The sequence below is a fragment of the Streptomyces sp. NBC_00310 genome, assembly GCF_036208085.1.
Classification (GTDB): domain Bacteria; phylum Actinomycetota; class Actinomycetes; order Streptomycetales; family Streptomycetaceae; genus Streptomyces.
Genome location: NZ_CP130714.1, coordinates 3381875 through 3399710 on the forward strand (window position 1 = coordinate 3381875; position 17836 = coordinate 3399710).

Here is a 17836-nt window from a genome sequence, read left to right on the forward strand (position 1 = left end):
ATCAAAGGTCGCTGGTCTTCACTGCCACAACGAACGCCGACCAACCAGCTACCGAGAAGACCAGCGCGGGACCGTGAAGTGCCTTGGAGTCTCGGACGGGAACACCGGCTGGGTGTCCGTCGAGCACCTCGACGCAACTGCCGCCTTCGCTGTTGCTGTAGGAGGACTTCCGCCAGCCTTGCAGCTCAGCAGCGTTCAGGATGGTTCGGTCAGTCATGGTGTCCGTAGTCCTTAGCTGTCGCCCTCAGCAGGGCCAATGACTCCTTCAGCGGCAGTGCGTCGCTCAGTGCAAGATCGTACCGACCGTGCAACTCCTGGACCACGGACGGGGAGTCGTGCACTTTCCCCATTCGCAGACCTTCGCCGTACGCGACAGGTGGCTGGTCCTCAAACGACATCAGCGTGAGCATGCCGTCCATCAGCGGGTGAAAACCAAGCGTAAACGGCATCACATGCACGCGTACACGCCCGCTCCTCACCAAGCGAACGATGTGCATGATCTGCTCCGCCATGACGTCGGGGCCACCGATAGCACGCCGCAGCACGGCTTCGTCCAGCAACACCAAAACCACGGGCGATACCGGGTCGTGGAGAACCTTCGCACGCTCAAGCCGTGTGACAACGAGCCTGTCACATTCCGCTTCACCCACAGGAGGGAAGGACGTGGTCAGAACCGCACGTGCGTACCTCTCCGTCTGGAGGATCCCGGGAACGTACGACAGGGCGAACTCTCGAATTACCACCGCCTGCTGTTCGAGCACCCGAGCCGCCTCGAAGTACTCCGCGACCGCCGCGCCCTCGTCCGGCAGGAAGCTACTCAGCACATCCCCGGTGTTCAGCGCCCTGTCGAGCCGTAGCGCGTCCTCCTTGGATGGGACGCGGCGGCCGGCCTCGATGTGTGAGATGTGCGAACGGGTCATGATCGCCTGCTCCGCCAGCTCCTGTTGCGTCAGCCCAGCCGCCTCGCGCTGAGCCTTCAACCAGTCCCCATAGATGTTACTCAACGTCAACTCCTATGTGACAGAAGCCTTGTCACCTGCTACCCCCTGGCGAGGGTAGCCCGCACCGTCTCACTCTGTAAGTGGATCGCTACACAGCGACGTCCTTCGGTGGCCCGACCTCACGGTCCGCCACCCCCACCACGCGGAGTTCGACAAAGTGCTGCCCTCCCCCACCCGCCTCATCGAGCAACTGCTGCGACTCCTGTGGCCCTCGTCCGGACGCCACCGACGGTCCGCAACGGCGCCGAGGCCCACACCCGCACCCGCGACCCACCCCTGCCCCACTCCGAAACCCCGCCCCCAGCCCCACACCTACTTGCTGCGAGGAGAAGACAACGCCCTCGTCCGCCCCTACCTGACCGCGCACACCGCATACAGCACGCAGGTGACGGCATGATCAACCCCTCCCCCACAACCGTCCCCATCCCCACCCCCGCTCCCGCCCACCACTTCAGAATCCAGCTCAGCTCCACCCGCCGAGGCGCCCGCCTCGCCCGCCTCCTCGTCGAGCAGCAGCTCGAAGACTGGGGCCTCCCCCGCACAGCCCCCGCCACCCGCGCCCTCGTCGCCATCACCGCCGAGCTCGCCGCGAACGCCATCACACACGGCCACACCCCCGGCCGGGACTTCGAGGTACGACTGCTGCTCTCAACCTCACACGCCCGCGTCGAGGTGAGCGACACGCGTCCTGATCGGATTCCCCCACCACCGGCCGCCCTTGGCGGCACGCCCGGACCGGACTCGACAGCTTTGGCCGAATCCGGTCGCGGCCTGCTTCTCGTCGAGGCCCTCGCCGACCGCTGGGGCTGCGATCGGCGAGATCAGTACGTCAAGACCGTCTGGGCCGAGTGCGACCCCACTCCCCCAGACGGCAGTCCCTGACTCACTCCACGTCCCAGCCCCGGTCGATCCGCCAGCGGGCGAAGGCCGCCGTCTGGTGCCGGAACGTGTCGAGGGCGTCCCACAAGGCCCGTTCCGGCCCTGCGTCCGGGCGGAAGTCCTCCGGCCCGAGGACCTCCTCCAGAACCATTTCGCCTGTCGCGTACTGCCGGACGACCGACCGATCCCGCTCCGAGGTGTGCATCAGGCTCAGCGTGCTGTTCAGCCGCATAACAGCCTGACGGGACAGCGTTCGCACACGGTCCGCGGCCTCGTCGGTCTGCTCGGCGTACGGGCGGCCGAAGGAAAGCGTCACGCGATCGGAGGCGGCGAACGTGACGTCGCTGTACGTCAGAGCGTCGTCCCCCTGCTCCACGCCGGCGCAGTCGTAGCAGAGGCGCAGAATCTCGACCAGATCGTGGATGGCCTCCTCGAATACCACGGCCTGGACGGGAAAGTCGAACAGTCGGTGGCTCAGGTACAGGTGCGCCTCGTCCCTGCGCTCCAGGGTGAGGGCGTTGAGCAGTTCCTCCGGCGTCATCCGCTCCTGCGAGCACAGCGCACGCATGACGGCCTCCGCTCCCGATTCGCCCCTTGAGGGGTACACGAGTGCCGCCACCGGGTCCTCGTGCTCGGGGCAGTACAGATCCCCGTCATCGTTACCGACGTCGAACCCCTCGCGCGCGCCGTCGCACACAGGGCACAGGCCATCTCTCCCGCCGCCCTGGATCGTCCACACGGTCTCGCTGCGTTCCTTTGACAGCACCCGCCATCCGCCCCGCTCAAGGAAGGCGACCACACGTCGCTCGGGCACCTTCGAGAACGTCTTGATCTGATCGCCGGTCACGCCCTGCACCATGGCCTCCGCCTGTAGCGTTCACATCACAGTCGCTGCACCGAAGGACCCTTGCAGCTTGTGTGAACTAAGTCAACGAACATACGCTCTCGCTCCATGGCCGCCCCAACGAAATCCGTCAGATTCCGTTCCCTCCGCCGCAGGTGGTTCGAGGACCGGACAGAGGAGCTGGCGATCCGCCTGGAACACCTGTCTCCCGCCATCGCCGGCAATCTCCCCGAAGACCTCGGCCCGTACGACCTCGTCGCCGCCACCGTCCTCACCCGGCTCGCCCAGGCCGACATGGAGCGGCAGGAGATCGCCTACGTCGCCGGCGACCTGGTCAGGCTGGCCGGAGCGCGCGGCGCTCACGAGCCGCAACGCGTCGGCGAGGTCGAGGAGTTGTGGCTCGCGCTGAGGAACCCGACCGAACGGCTGCTCCAGTCGTGGTGGCGTGAGCCCCTCGGCGAAGGGCTCCTCGCCCGTTGGGCGCAGACCAGGGCCGAGAAGGTGGGCTGGCCGCGCGTGCACCAGGAGTTGCGCGAGCGCTGGGGCGTGGACAGCGACGGCATCTGGCGGCGTGGGCTGGTGCCCGAGGAGGGGCCCGGCGACGACGACTGGTGCGGGTACTTCGAGTATCTGGAGGCACATACCCACGGCCGGGAAGCCGAGTTCGCCAGGATAGTCCTCACGCGGTTCGACGGGCTGGCCGACGAGATCGAGGCGTACGCCTCCGAATGCGCCGCCGAACTCGCCCGCGTCCCCCACCTCATGCTCGTCCACCGGGAGCGTGCCCTCGCCGAGGCGCTCACCACCGTCATCGAGGGGAATCTGGAAGCCGGTGGCCACACGCTGCCGCCCGACCTCCGGGCGAACTCCGAGTCGATACGCGACGCGGGACAGGCCTACCTGCGCTGGCTGAAGGACGCGTTCATCCCCCGGCTCACCCCGCTGGAGCGCGCCCACCTCGCCCTCGACTCGCCGGAGAGCGCCCGCTGCGAGGCGTACCTGCGGCAGTACTCGGACATCTGGTGTGCCGAGGGGGACCCGGCGCTGCCCACCCTGGTCTTCACCGAGGAGGACTACGCACCGCTGAAGCCGGCCGAACGCCCGCGCGCGGTCGTCCCCGAGTGGATGGGGATGGTGGCCAAGGTGTTCTCGGAAGCGGGACAGCATGGCTGGACAGGCACGGTCGGGTCGCAGCCCTGGTGGCTGTACGTCGTCGAGGGCGGGCTGGAGTCGGCGGCGGCGCTCCGGTTCAAGCACGACGGCGCGGTGCGTATCGGTCACCGGACACTCGACGACCCGCATGACATGCTCGTCGGCTTTCCCGCCACGGACCCGGACGCGCAGAACCTGATCATGCGGTTCCGCTACGACGTGGACGACGCTCACCAGATGTGCGAGCTGCTGATCCTCTCACGCACCGGCCGCGCCCAACTCGGCTTCCTGGTAAGGGATGCGAGTGGGGCGTACCGGATGCTCAGAATGGTCAGTGTGGCGCTGCCGCCTGCGTTGCGCGAGTCCATGCGGGGCAAGGCGCTGCAGGCGTTGGACGCCATGACGGGTGGCGACGTACGAAGGCTCGCGGGCCTCATCGCGCCCCAGCCCGATGCGGCTGACGCGTCGGTCGGCACCGCCCAGAAGGTCGCCGAAGCCGAACAGGCCGCCCTCTTCGACGACGGCCTCTTTCCGCGGGGAGACACCCTCTTCTGACCAGCCCTGCGATGATCCCGTTGTGAACTCAGTCAATGCATGAGATTCTCTCCTGGGTGCCGCTTGCTGCCGTGCCCCCGGTAGCCTCACTCCATTGGCTCCCCGCAGGAAAGGGCCCGATCACCATGCCGTCCCAGCCCGCCGCCCCCCAGGGCGTGCCGCACCCCTTCGACGACGTACCGCAGACGTTCCTGCCCGGTGACTCGTACGACGTGCGTGGCGGCCTGGTGAAGTACATCAGCCGGGATCTTCTCGGGCCCTGGGACGGGGACACCGAGGAGCTTCCGCCTCGGTCCGCCGGTCCGCGTGACCGGTACCTCGTGGGCATGCTCGGGCCTCGTCCCGAGAGCAGCGACACCGCCACCCAGATCGCGCGAAACGCCGCCCAGAACGCCGATGTCGAACCGGGCAGCGACGACGGCAAGGAGGAGGAGGGACCCGAGGAGCGCCTCACACCACAGGCCTCGGGGCGGATCTGGGCCTCCTCGATGGGGCTGTCGTTCGTGGTGCCCGCGTCGATCGGCACCCTCAGCGTGACGGCGAGCTGGGGGCGCTACTCCCTCACCAGCGGCCTCACGGACGACGGGCGTACGGCCCAGGTCTGGGGGCGCGAGCCCGTGCGGCACCCGTGCGACATCGACGTGACCCGGACCGGCGACCAGAGCCGGATACTGGAGGGCGACGAGTCCGCGGGCGTCTTTCTGGACGTGCAAGTGCGCGAGCGGGCCACGCGTGAGGGCGGGGAGGACCTTCGGGTCGTGGAGGTCGCGCTCGTCAACCGGCTGCGGGAGGGCGAGTCGGAGCGGCGGGACGCCCAGTGGCTGTTCCAGGCCGGGCTCACCGTCACCGCCTTCCCCGACGACCGGGCCGCCGTGTTCCTGCCCATCGACGACCCGCTGGACCCCGCTTCCGGGGGGAGTTCCGAGGACGTGGAGGAGCGGCGGCTGCGGCTGCTGTACCGGGACAGCCTGCGGCACGCCGTCGGCCGCAATGTGGCGGTGAAGGTGGACGTGCGCAAGGGCGAGCGGCGGGCCCACCGGCTGGCCACCACCTGGCTGCCGGAGTACGACGTACCGGGCACGTCCGCGCCCAACGCCGCCGAGCAGCCGCTTCTCGAAGGGCTCGAACTGGGCATGGACGAGTTGGCGGCCCTGGCCGTGCCCGCGCGCCGCAAGGAGCTGGCCGCCGCGCTGGCCCCACTTTCGGACGGCTATAGCGCCTGGCTGGACGAGCAGCGCCAGAAGGCGCAGGGGCTGCCCGAGGATCTCCGGATCGCCGCCGAGACCGCCATCGACCAGGCCGTGGACGTCTGCCACCGCATCGCGTTCGGCATCGACGCGCTCTGCGCGGACAAGGACGCGCTCGAAGCGTTCCGGTTCGCCAACCGGGCGATGGCGCTCCAGCGGCGGAACACCGCCATCGCTGCGCTGCGGGCCGGCCAGGAGGGCGTCTCGTACCAGGAGGCCTACGAGACGGTGCGTGACGAGGGTAAGAAGGCGGCGAGCTGGCGGCCGTTCCAGATCGCCTTCGTCCTGCTGAACGTGGCCTCGCTGTCCCGGCCCGGCCATCCGCACCGTGGGACCGGACGTGAGGCCCTCGTCGATCTGCTGTTCTTCCCGACCGGTGGTGGCAAGACCGAGGCGTATCTGGGCCTGGCTGCGTTCACCTTCGCGCTGCGGCGGTTGCAGGGCACCCTGGGCCGTGGGCTGGAGGCACGGGACGGCGGTGACGGCGTCGGTGTGCTCATGCGGTACACACTGCGGCTGCTGACGGCACAGCAGTTCCAGCGGGCGGCCGCTCTGGTCAGCGCGTGCGAGGTTCTCCGGCGCGAGGAGTTCAAGCAGGATGCGCGGTGGGGCGAGACACCGTTCCGGATCGGCCTGTGGGTCGGGAACTCCGTCTCGCCGAACTGGTTCTCCGAGGCGCAGGAGCAGATCGCCGGCGCCAAGGAAAGTTCGAGCGACAAGCACGCGCGGGTCATTCAGGTGCTGAGCTGCCCGTGGTGCGGGGAGGGCCTGACCGCCCACTCGAACATGGACTACGACGCTGACCGGCGCCGTGTGCTGCTGTACTGCCCCCGCGGCGAGGGCGAGACGCGCTGCCCCTTCTCGCGCCGCTCGGCGCCCGGCGAGGGCATTCCCGTGATCACTGTGGACGAGGAGATCTACCGACTCGCCCCGGCGATGGTGATCGCCACCGTCGACAAGCTCGCCCAGCTGCCGTGGAACGGGTACGCGGGGCTGCTGTTCGGGCGGGTCACCGAGTGGTGCCCGCGGCACGGCTACCGTCACGACGACCTCGACGAGCGCACCGGCTGCGGCAGCCGGCACAACAAGAAGGGGCTGCTGCCCGCGGTGACCGCGCGGCCCGTGACCCGGCTGCGACCGCCGGACCTGATCATCCAGGACGAGCTGCACCTGATCTCCGGTGCACTGGGCACCACCGTCGGTCTCTTCGAGGCCGCCGTCGACCAGTTGTGCAGCTGGGCGTACACGGACGCGGAAGGGCGCCGCCAAGAAGTGGGGCCGAAGATCGTCGCGTCGACGGCTACCACCAAGCGGGCGGCGGAGCAGGTGCGCGGGGTCTTCGGACGGCAGGTCGCGGTGTTCCCCCCGCAGGTCCTGGACATCTCCGACACGTTCTTCTCACGCCAGACCGAGGTGAGCCGTACCTCCCCCGGCCGCCGCTACCTCGGCGTCTGCGCCCACGGCACGCGGTTGAAGGCCGCCGAGATCCGGGTCGCCGAGATCCTGCTGCTCGGCGCGCAGCAGCAGTTCGACGACTACGGCCTGCCCGCGGATCCGTACATGACGCTCGTCGGCTACTTCAACGCCACCCGTGAACTCGCCGGTATGCGCCGCTACATGGACGACGACATCGCCACCCGCGTCCGGATCAACGGCAGCCGCAAGGGACACGACACGATCGCGAACCGCATCGTCACCAAGTCGGGGATGCTCACCATCCAGGAGCTGACCTCGCGAATCTCCTCCTCCGACATCGGTGCCACGCTCAAGCGTCTGGAGAGTTCCTTCGACCCGGAGCGGGACACGTCCAAGCGGCGCAGGGCACTGTTCGCGGAGTACGCGGCGGCCCGGCGCGACAAGCGCGATCCGCGGGTGCTGCTGACGCCACTGCAGAAGCAGGCCGCGGACGTCGTCCTCGCCACCTCCATGCTCCAGGTCGGCGTGGACGTCTCCCGGTTCGGTCTGATGCTGGTCGTCGGACAGCCCAAGAACACCGCCGAATACATCCAGGCGTCCTCACGCGTGGGCCGTGACGCGCGCCGCCCCGGCCTGGTCGTCACCCTCTACAACTGGTCCCGCCCCCGGGATCTGGCGCACTTCGAGGACTTCGCGCACTACCACGCCACCTTCTACCGACAGGTCGAGGCGCTGTCCGTGACGCCGTTCACCCGCCGCGCCCTCGACCGGGGCACCGCACCCGCGTACATCGCCGCGCTGCGGCACGCCGCGTACGAGCACTCCCGCAACACCGACGCCCACGACGTCGACCTCAACGGCACCATCGCCGCGCAGGTGGAGCAGCGGTTCCTGGAGCGGGCGGACCGGGTCGGGGGCGAGCGCGCGCGGCGCTACCTGTCCGAGCGCATCACCGCGCTGAAGGACTCCTGGGCCGAGCAGCGCGAGAGCGGCGGCGTACTCGGCTACCGCAAGGAGAAGAGGAAGGACATCCTGGTCACGCCCCTCCTGCACCGGGCCGACGGCTCTCGCTGGGACGAACTCACCGTACCCATGTCGATGCGGGAGACCGAGAACGAGCTCAACCTGCTGCTGCCAGGCGGCGGGAACTTCGTGGACCAGGGCACCCACAGCGGGCCCGACTGGCGGTTCGCCCCCGCCGACGACGACACGGACGTGGCGGCCGCACCGGTCGACGCCGACGAATACGGGGATGCCGCAGGCGGCGCGGCCGGAAAGGGACGACGATGAGCACGGGCCACTTCAGGCGGGTCGGCGCGGCACGCCCCAGCCATCTGATGTACACGGCCGGCGTCGGTGCCCTGATCGACCTGCCGAACTTCTCGGTCCTCGTCAAGGGTCTCGAAGCCTGGAGCCACACCGGCCTGACCGACTACGTCATCGACGAGCCCCGGCTGCGTACGGCCGTCAACCGCTCCCTCCAGCTCTACGGCGCGTCCCAGATCACCGAGCTGCGGTCCGCGCCGTGGATGGAGGGCGCGGACAACTCGCCCAAGGACTGGGCCGCGCAAGGTGTGGGCGTACCCGTGACGCCGTTCCCGCAGTGGCTGCGGTGCACGGCCTGCAATCTCCTCGCCCCCATCGACGCCCAGGCGTTCACCTTCGTCAACAACAATCCGCGCACCCCGCACGAGGCCAAGTTCGTCCACGACTGCAAGCCCGGCAAGCCCCTCGCCGTCGCGGCCCGCTTCACCCTCGTGTGCACCAACGGTCACCTCGACGAGTTCCCGTACGCGCCCTTCGTCCACCACGGCAGCCCGTGCACGAAGATGCCCAGGCCGCTGCTGCGCATGAAGGACCACGGCGGGAACCAGGCCGCCAACGTCACCCTGGAGTGCGTCGCCTGCGGTGAGCAGCGCAACATCCGTGACGCGATGGGCGAGCGGGGCCGACGCAACCTCCCCGCATGCCGCGGACGGCATCCGCACCTCGGCACGTACCAGCCCGACTGCGATGAGGACGCCACCCTCATGGTCGCCGGCGCGTCCAACCAGTGGTTCCCCATGACCCTCAGTGCCCTCGCGCTGCCGCCGAGCAAGAACGCGAACCTGGCGGACCTCGTCGAGGAACGCTGGGCCGAGCTGCAGAACGTCACCTCACGGGCGGCCTACGACCTGCTGGCGAAGATGCCTCCGTACGCCTACCTCAAGGACTATGACGCGGTGCCGCTCATCGCCGCCGTCGAAGCCCACCAGGCGCGCCTCGACGGAAAGACCGGCTCGACGGCCGGCGCGGTGGTTCCGGCTGATCTCCTCAGCCCCGAGTGGGAGATGCTCTCCTCCTCCCCCCTGCCCGATGCCACGGACGACTTCGCCATGGAGTCCGTGACCGTGCCCGACGCCCTCACCGGACTGTTCGCAGACGTACGCCAGGTGCAGCGGCTACGCGAGGCCCGCGCGCTGATCGGCTTCACCCGGCTCGACGCGCCGGACCCCGAGGCACCCGAGATCGCTACGCCCGTACGCCTTTCCCGGACTTCGCAGTCGTGGGTGCCGGCGAGCGAGGTGCGGGGTGAGGGCATCTTCCTCCGGGTACGGGAGGACCTCATGGCCGAGTGGGAGGAGCGGATGCAGAAGTCCCCCGCCATGCAGGCACACCGCGAGGCCTTCGCACGGTTCCGCACCAACCGGAAATCGGACCGGCTGCGGGGCGAGTTCGACCCCATGCGGGGCTGGCCCGGTGAGCGCTACATCGTCCTCCACTCGCTCTCCCACCTGCTGATCCGCACCATCTCCCTTGAGTGTGGCTACAGTTCGGCCAGCCTCGGTGAGCGGATCTACGCGGGAGACGCCGAGCATTCACGTACGGGCATCCTCATCTACACAGCCGTACCCGATTCGGAGGGCACCCTGGGTGGCCTCGTCTCGCTGGCCGAGGAGCCGCACTTCGAGCGCATCGTGCGCCGGGCCCTTCGGGACGCGGCACGCTGTTCCTCGGACCCACTGTGTGCCGAGCGGCTGCCACGGGACCCCGCCGACTATCTGCACGGTGCCGCCTGCCACGTCTGTCTCTTCGTCTCCGAGACGACCTGCGAACGCGGCAACCGCTTCCTCGACCGCCGCTTCCTCGTGCCGCTCGGTGACGAGAGCGACCAGGTCCTGACACCGGTGGGTCTGCGACCGTGAGCCGCGCGGAGTTCGAGGCCGCGGCGGAGGGAGTCGTCTCGGTCCTCGGCTCCGCCCGCTCCAAGGACCTGACAGGATTGCTGGCGCGTGGGCGGGGCCTGGAGCATGCGCTCGTGGCGATCCAGGATCCGCGCGCGAGCGACGCCATACGAGCTCTGTACGCGTCGCTCCGGCATCACCACATCCCCACGGCCGAAGCCGCCGCCTACCTGCGCGGATTCATCGCCGGCCGGGCCCGGCAACAGGTCGACATCGATGTGAGCACCGTGTGGAGCGGACCTGCCACACCGGGAGTGCCTGTCCGCCCCACCGCGCGGGTGCTCACCGAGGTCGTCGACGGGGCGGAACGGGAACTGCTGGCCATGACCTACGCCGCCCGCCCGTATGAGCCGCTCTCCGCAGCTCTGCGGGCGGCCGTCGCCCGCGGCGTGGAGGTGCACCTCGTGGTCGAGACCAAGGCCGGGGCCGCCGGACTGCTCTCCGGGCCCGAACCGGCCGACGCGTTCGCCGCCGTGCCCGGAATACGGCTATGGCACTGGGCACCGGAACGCCGCGAGAACCAGCGCGCCCGTCAACACGCCAAGCTGGCCGTCGCCGACCGCCGGGTGTTGCTGCTGGGCAGCGCGAACCTCACGGAGTCGGCCGTCCGCAGAAACCTGGAGGCCGGTGTGCTGGTCACCGGCGGCGCCGCCCCACAGCGGGCCGCCGAACACATACGGGAACTGCAACGACGGGGCGTGCTGAGGCCCCTTCCGGACTGATGGGTTCGTCGACTGTTTCAGGGAACGACGGGCGTGTCCTCCATGGGGCGGCGTGCTTCTGCGAGAGCCACGGCATGGACGAACCACTCGAGTACCGTGCAGAGCTCTTCACTGTGGGCTGCGAAAACCTCGAGAGGGAATGAGGGGCGCAAGTCCAGCTTGGCCTCTGCGAGTTCGATGCCGTCAATCGCGTTCAACTTGGTCAGCAGCGCCCACCGCATCGGCTCGTCGTCGAACGGCGGGCGGCGTTTCAGGTGCTGGAAGACGACCTCCACCGTTCCCGTCACCGGGTACAGGGCGATCGGCCACAGGGTGCGCGAGGCGTGGGCGGTGCCCGCCTCCACCATCGGGAAGCAACTGGTCTCGCTTGCCCTGCCATAGGCGCGGTAGCCACCCTGCTGCTCCCAGAAGCGAAGCGCGCTCAACACACCGTCCACGGTCTGTGCCGTCTGGTTCTCCCGCAGCTGCGCCTCGAACCGGGTGGCGGCTGTGCGCTGTTCGTCATCCGGTTCTTGAGCCGGCGCCGACTCAAGCGACTCCGACGCGTCCTTACCGAGGAGGATTCCCAGATCCCCGGTGGTCAGCCGGTGGGAGCGGCCGGCTCGACCCGCTCCGTCGAAGGGGATGCCCTCGGCCTCCAGCAGGTCCCGCGGGTCGCCAGAGTGCTGGTCGTCGGTCCAGCGGAAGCCAGCGGAGACACGGCCGTCCGCGGTCAGGACGCGATATGCGCCATGGACACCGGACTTGGACGCCAAATAGTTGCCGACCGCCACGGCGTGCGTGCCAATGAGGGCGGCGATGTCGCCGTACGTCGTCCAGGTCCCGGCCGGCATCGCGAGGAGCGCCTCCCGCAGTTCCTTCCACCCGGCCCACTCGTCGTCCGCGTGGACCGTGCCCTCGACGGGACCGGGCCACAACCGCACGGCGCGCTCTGCCAGTTCATCGGCGCGGGCCAGAATCTGGGCTCTGCCCCAGCGTTCCTCGGCCGCAATGCTCTGGTTCATCCGCAGGGCGCTGAAGTCCAGGATCTCCTGCTTACGGCGGAAGGGGTGGTTCGACAGACGTGCGTTGTCACCGGAGAGCGTGAGATTCCCCAGGGTGTGGACGAGGAGAGCATGCAGCTCCTCCGGGCTCTCGCCGTCCTCGGCCTCCTCGGCAAGCAGGTCGAACCACTGCTGGGCAGGACTCTGCGGCAACACATGTTCCACCGTGAGCTGGGCCTTGGCATAGTCGACCGGCTCGCTCGCGTTGTAGCTCTCCTCAAGTCGTCGCAGCACCTGGAAACGCTGAGTGGCACGGCCCGCCTTGTAGAAGGGGCGATTTCGGATCGCCTCACGAATCGAGTCGTCGCCGGGCCACATGCGCGCTCCGGTCTTGTTCTTCGACAGGAAACGGCGCACGGCTTCTGCGACTGAACCCTCCTTGTCCAACTCCTTGGGAAGCTCCATGAAGACCCGGTTGCTGCCTGTGGTCGACAGGCCCGCGAGCAGACGTCGCACCATGTAGCTCTCGGCGTACGCCAGCGCCTCGGCCGCCTCGCGGGCTGTCGCCCGACCGCTGTCCACCAGGTCGAGCAGGTGCAGAGCCAGCGGGTAGTGAGTCTGGCCGCCCCATCGGGACAGCCTCTCCAGCACGTCGCGCAGCTCCGGGTCGGGCTCCCGCGTGGGCTCCAGGATTCGCATGAGCCGCCCCGCCCTCTCGGCGAGCGAGGCGATCTCGGTCTGGAGGGCCGCTTCGTCGTCCGACAGCGGCTCCAATCGCTTCTTCTGGTCGCGGTAGATGTCGCTCTGCTTGGCGCGGCTGTTGCCGGCCACTACCAGGTCGAGCCAGACCAGAAGTTCGAGATTGACGGGCCCGAGCAGTTCCTGCATGGGCAGCCACACATTGCGGTAGACGGACTCGCCGCGGGTGGGCAGGCACATGAAGAGGTAGTTGCGCAGCAGGTCGCTCTGGCTCAGGCCGACGCCCGTGTTGTTGATGGACTCGAAGATCCGGTAGACGTTGTCGCCCTCGGCGGCGGTGATCGCGACGATCGACAACAGGTCGCCGAGGACCTTCTCCACGGCGTCAATCCACTCCTCGCCCCCGTTTACCTGCCCTTCGGTGAGGGCTCCGAGGAAGAACCGGTAGGAGGCGCCGACGTTTCCCGGGCCGCCCGCCTTCGGCAGGGACTCGACACACGCGATGAACGCCTCGCGATCAGCCTGGGTCGGCAGGAGCCGGTAATGGTCGTCGCCGTCCTGGTACCCGTTGACCAGCAGCAGATCGTGGATGCGGTCGGCCTTCTTGGCTGCCCCACGCTCCCGGTGGCGGTCCCTGAGCGCGGTGAAGGCGAGCATGAGAGTGGTGAGCCGTTGCTGCCCATCGACGACCAGCCAGCGCTGCATTCCGCCTGCGGCGACCCGCTCCGGGGCCAGGACCACTGAGCCCAGGAAGTGGGCAGCGGGCGGCCTGCCTTCCAACTGGTCCTCGACCAACTCCTGCACGTCGTCCCACAACTGCTGGAGCTGCTCCCGTTGCCAGCTGTAGGTGCGCTGGTAGAGGGGGACCTGAAACTGCATCTCGCCCTGGACCAGCTTGCTGAACGTGATCTCCCGAGCGTGCACGTACGTCCCTCTCCGCCAGGTTGTCCGGGGCCAGTTCTTCATTGTTCACCATCCGGGTACGGTGATCCGAAGAATCGACGGAGCACATGACCCGGGGGCTGGGATGGCGACGCTGGGAATCCACAAGGACTTCCTGATGGAGTTCGCCAAGCTGGAGAAGCCGGTCCAGAAGCGCGTTCACGAAGTCTTCGACAAGTTCCGGGAACACCGGCACGCGGGACTCCATCTGGAGAAGATCGAGAAGGCTCGCGACCCCCGCATCCGAACCATCCGCATCAACCAGTTCATGCGCGGAGTCGTCCTGGCCCCCGAGTCGGGAGACAGCTTTCTGCTCCTGAAAGTCATGCCCCACGACGACGCCATCGCCTGGGCCGTCAAGCACCGGGCGACCGTCAACTCCGCCACCCAGGGCATCGAGCTACGTGACGACGTCGCCCTCGAACGGGCGACCGCCGGTGTTCGCGGACTGCCCCAGCCAGCCGACGGGCCCCTCTTCGCTCATGTCTCCGACAAGGACCTGACCAGGTTGGGCATCGACGCCGACCTGCTGCCCCTGGTACGGCACCTCAGCAAGGAGGCCCACCTCGACTCCCTGCACAAGATCCTCCCAGAGCAGCAGTACGACGTACTGGCCGGTCTCGCCGCAGGCATGGAACCGGAGGACGTCTGGCGCGAGGTGGTGCTCGTCCAGCTGGAACAGGCGTCTCTCCCCACATCCCAGCACGCCACTGCCGTGTCGGGCGGCGACCAGTCGGCGACGGCGTCTGTCGGTCAGGACGATCTCTCGGCTGCCATGGCCCGTTCACAGGGCAGGATCGCTCTGGTGTCGGGCCCCGATGAGCTGATGGAGATCCTCTCGCGGCCCTTTGATGCCTGGCGGGTGTTCCTGCATCCGAGCCAGCGGAAGGTCGCCTACCGGCCGTCGTACAAGGGCCCGGCTCGAGTCACCGGCGGCCCCGGCACCGGAAAGACCGTGGTCGCTCTGCACCGTGCACTCCATCTGGCACGGCAGCTCCCGGATGACGCACCCGACGAGTCGATTCTGCTCACCACCTTCACCAGGGACCTCGCAACAGACCTTCGAGGCAGTCTCGAACTACTCATCCCCGACGATCGCCTGAGGGCGAAGATCCGCGTCACCAACGTGGATGCTCTTGCCAACCAGATCGTGAGGGCGAACCGCAGCGGCACCCCTCTGGCCATCATCACTAGCCAGAAGGATGTCGCGGCTCGCTGGGACCGCATCGCGCGGCAACTGGGAATCGACTTCACCGACGTCTTCCTCGACCAGGAGTGGCGGCACGTCATACTCGCCCAGGACCTGCGCTCGCCCGAGACCTACCTGAAGGCATCCCGCAGCGGGCGCGGTACTCCCCTAGGCCCGTTGAAACGCGCGCAGGTGTGGCGCGCCGTCGAAGCCTTCGTCGGGCAGCTGCGGAAAGCCGACGAGTGGACCTTCCTGCAGGTGTGCGCGGAAGCCGCTCGGCTGTTGGAGGAACAGGGAGCCGAACGGCCGTACCGTCATGTGGTGATCGACGAGGCACAGGACCTGCATCCGGCCCAGTGGCGAATGCTGAGAGCTCTGGTCCGGTCCGGCCCCGACGACCTGTTCATCGCCGGTGACACTCATCAGCGCATTTACGGCAACAAGGTATCGCTCCGCAGCCTTGGCATTTCGGTCACGGGACGCTCCACCCGTCTGCGGATCAACTACCGGACCACACAGGAGATCCTTGCCTGGTCAACCGAGCTGCTGACGGGTAGGCAGGTCGACGACATGGACGGAGGCGACGAGTCGTTGATCGGCTATCGATCGGCCTTCCACGGCGCTCTTCCGCATACAAGCGGCGCCAAGGACAAGGCCGCCGAACTTTCCGGTCTGGTGGCTCAAGTCAAGGAGTGGAACAGCGCCGGCGTCCTGCCTCGTGAGATCGGCGTTGCCGTGCGGTACATCCAGCTGGGCAAGGAGGTGGCCCGCGCTCTGGACGAAGTCGGTGTGCCGACAACAGTCCTGGGCGGTGGGTCGGGAAGCGGTGACGGGGTTCGGATCGGGACGATGCATCGCATGAAGGGGCTGGAATTCCGCTGCGTTGCCGTCGTCGGCGTCAACGACGGCATCGTCCCCATGCGCAGCGCCGTCACTGCGGAGGACACCGACCCCCAGCAGCACCGAGAGGACATGCTGGGCGAGCTGAGCCTGCTCTTCGTCGCCTGCACTCGGGCCCGAGAGGCGCTCAGGGTCTCCTGGCATGGGCAGCAGAGCCCGTTTCTCGGCACGGTCACGGAGTCGTAGGCGGCGCCACCATGTCGGCCGAGCTTGAATGTGGGGCAGCCAAGATTCAACAACCGTCTACTCAAGGAAGCTCGTCAAACGTTCCGCGGGGTTTCGGTAAGCGCGCAGGGGCGAGGGACAGGCACGCAGTCGTTGGAGCGGCGTAGCACCCTGTCACCCTGGCAGGACGCCAGGGCCATCACGAGCGGCGCAGCTTCGGCGGCAGACGAGTCGGGCTGTACGCCGGGGAGAATCACCGCAACGCTATGACCTGCACAAACGTGCAGGAAGGACGTTTCCGTGGCTACCTTGATGGCTACGCAAGGAGGCGCCCCACGCCGGAGCGGTCCGGACGGGGGCTTCGTCGTTCTCGGAGAGGCCGGTTCTGGTGGCCACCGCAGCGGACGGCATCACCATTGACGTGGTGATCACCGAACTCAGCCGACGCGATGTACCGGTGGTCCGGTTCAACCCCGCCGACATCGGCGAGGAACTCGCAGTCTCGCTGGTGGCGGCCTCCGGGACGGGGTTGGGGATACCCCCTCCAGGGCCGCCCGAGGCGGGACGCTCACCGGAATCCGTACTAGAATCTGTACAGAATCAAGCCTCTAAATGGGTACGGTGACAGCATGGAGATTCCTGAGGTCGTGACCGTCAGCGACGCGCGCGCGAGACTGTCGCGGATCCTGACCGACCTGTCGGAGTCCGGCGCGGATGCCGACCCGGTCCTGATCGGCGCCCACCGCAAGCCCCAGGGTGTCCTGCTGTCCGTCGAGGCCTTCGAGGCGCTGAGCGGCCGAGCTGCACGGCGTGCGGCCGTCGCCTCGGCCACCGGCTCCATTGAGGCCGAGGGGCTCCAGGCAACCAAGGCCTCCGACCGCGACACCGAGGCCTACGTGAAAGGCGACCTCGACGCGGACACCCTTGTCGCCCGCGCGATCGCCCGCCACAAGCAGACTTCGGAGCGGCAGGCTGGGTGAACGATCCGTACTCCATGCCCAACGGGGTGCTGCGCAACAAGCTCGGCATCACCGAGCATCAGCCGCTCGCGGCAGCGGAGGCGGACATCACCCGGGCGCGCCTCGTCATGCTCGCCGAACGCCCCCTACCCGGCGCGTACGACCTCGGCCATCTCCAAGCGTTCCATGCCGCGATCTTCGGTGACATCTATCCGTGGGCAGGCGAGTTACGCACCGTGAACATCGCCAAGCGCACACCGTTCTGCCCGGCGAGAAACCTGGTGCCCTACGCCGGAGAGGTCTTCGGCCGGCTCGCCTCCTCCGGTCAGCTGCGGAATCTCCACCGGCAGGCATTCGTCATCCAACTGGCCACGTTGTACGGCGACCTGAACGTCCTCCATCCGTTCCGCGAGGGCAACGGCCGCGCCCAGCGGGCGTTCCTGGACCAGCTCAGCGCCGACGCGGGATACGCCCTGAACTGGTCGGGCATGGACCCTCAACGCAACGAGGACGCCTCGGTGAAGAGCTTCCTCGGTGACAACAATCTGTTGGAGCAGCTACTCGAAGAGCTGGTCACCACGGGTTGACGCCCATCACACCGGCTGGCAAGGAAGCCCGGAACAGGGCGGCGCCCCTTGGGAACCGCCACGGGGCGCCGCACTCCGCGCATGTTTTCCGGGGGCTAGTGGGGGGGTGTGATCTTCAGGTGGGGAATCCGCCGTGGGTCAGGCCGCGCCGGGAGGAGAACCCGCTCCTCGCCGAGCACGAGCCCTGGTTCATGCTCACGGAGAAGCCGACGCGGGCCGAAAGGTCGCGACGGCGGAGCGAGTTGCTGGAGGCAGGGCCCGTACGGCGCTACATGCTGCGCGAGACGCGTGGCGCTCGCATCGAACGGTACTCCCGCCATCCCAGCGACTCAGAGCCACCCCACGAACCGGAGAAGCGCCATGGCTGGCTAG

At 68.2% G+C, this 17836-nt stretch carries 12 protein-coding genes; 8 read left to right on the forward strand and 4 right to left on the reverse strand.

Features of this window, described 5'->3' with window-relative positions; genetic code table 11:
- Position 1 precedes the first annotated feature (1 nt).
- Positions 2 to 217 carry a DUF397 domain-containing protein gene (locus OG202_RS14845; RefSeq protein WP_328222866.1) on the reverse strand — a complete coding sequence of 72 codons (216 nt, stop codon included), beginning with the start codon at positions 215 to 217 and terminating at the stop codon, positions 2 to 4.
- Positions 210 to 1004, reverse strand: coding sequence for a helix-turn-helix domain-containing protein (locus OG202_RS14850; RefSeq protein WP_328222868.1), 795 nt, complete (start codon positions 1002 to 1004; stop codon positions 210 to 212). The genes OG202_RS14845 and OG202_RS14850 overlap by 8 nt, the downstream gene beginning before the upstream one ends.
- A 390-nt stretch (positions 1005 to 1394) precedes the next feature.
- On the opposite strand from OG202_RS14850, the gene OG202_RS14855 reads away from it, so the two are divergent.
- Positions 1395 to 1883, forward strand: coding sequence for an ATP-binding protein (locus tag OG202_RS14855; RefSeq protein WP_328222870.1), 489 nt, complete (start codon positions 1395 to 1397; stop codon positions 1881 to 1883).
- A gap of 1 nt (position 1884) precedes the next feature.
- Here OG202_RS14855 and OG202_RS14860 read toward each other — a convergent pair whose 3' ends face one another.
- Complete coding sequence (locus OG202_RS14860) at positions 1885 to 2727, reverse strand: hypothetical protein (protein ID WP_328222871.1); 843 nt, start codon at positions 2725 to 2727, stop codon at positions 1885 to 1887.
- 105 nt (positions 2728 to 2832) lie between these two features.
- Between OG202_RS14860 and OG202_RS14865 the strand changes: the two genes are divergently transcribed.
- The 4 genes from OG202_RS14865 to drmC all read left to right on the forward strand — a co-directional run bounded on the left by OG202_RS14865 (position 2833) and on the right by drmC (position 11040).
- On the forward strand, positions 2833 to 4431 hold the full coding sequence (locus OG202_RS14865; RefSeq protein ID WP_327730013.1) for a hypothetical protein: 1599 nt from the start codon (positions 2833 to 2835) through the stop codon (positions 4429 to 4431).
- 125 nt (positions 4432 to 4556) lie between these two features.
- Positions 4557 to 8384, forward strand: a complete 3828-nt coding sequence (gene drmA / locus OG202_RS14870) for a DISARM system helicase DrmA (RefSeq protein WP_328222872.1) — start codon at positions 4557 to 4559, stop codon at positions 8382 to 8384.
- The gene (locus OG202_RS14875; protein WP_328222873.1) at positions 8381 to 10279 is read left to right on the forward strand and encodes a DUF1998 domain-containing protein; all 1899 of its coding nucleotides are present in this window, start codon (positions 8381 to 8383) and stop codon (positions 10277 to 10279) included. Before drmA ends, OG202_RS14875 begins: the two co-directional genes overlap by 4 nt.
- A complete protein-coding gene (gene drmC / locus OG202_RS14880; protein ID WP_328222874.1) occupies positions 10276 to 11040 on the forward strand; it encodes a DISARM system phospholipase D-like protein DrmC in 765 nt (254 codons plus the stop codon). The genes OG202_RS14875 and drmC overlap by 4 nt, the downstream gene beginning before the upstream one ends.
- Before the next feature lie 17 nt (positions 11041 to 11057).
- On the opposite strand, the gene OG202_RS14885 is transcribed toward drmC, so the two are convergent.
- Positions 11058 to 13646, reverse strand: coding sequence for a GmrSD restriction endonuclease domain-containing protein (locus OG202_RS14885; protein WP_328222875.1), 2589 nt, complete (start codon positions 13644 to 13646; stop codon positions 11058 to 11060).
- Positions 13647 to 13749: 103 nt separating this feature from the next.
- On the opposite strand from OG202_RS14885, the gene OG202_RS14890 reads away from it, so the two are divergent.
- The 3 genes from OG202_RS14890 (at position 13750) to OG202_RS14900 (ending at position 17464) form a co-directional block, all read left to right on the forward strand.
- Entirely contained in the window at positions 13750 to 15939 is a 2190-nt protein-coding gene (locus tag OG202_RS14890; protein WP_328222876.1) for a UvrD-helicase domain-containing protein, read from the forward strand.
- Positions 15940 to 16547: 608 nt separating this feature from the next.
- Positions 16548 to 16898, forward strand: a complete 351-nt coding sequence (locus OG202_RS14895; protein ID WP_326583217.1) for a type II toxin-antitoxin system Phd/YefM family antitoxin — start codon at positions 16548 to 16550, stop codon at positions 16896 to 16898.
- Positions 16895 to 17464: a Fic/DOC family protein gene (locus tag OG202_RS14900; protein WP_327730007.1), complete on the forward strand. Its 570-nt coding sequence runs from the start codon at positions 16895 to 16897 to the stop codon at positions 17462 to 17464. The genes OG202_RS14895 and OG202_RS14900 overlap by 4 nt, the downstream gene beginning before the upstream one ends.
- The last annotated feature ends 372 nt before the right edge of the window (positions 17465 to 17836 follow it).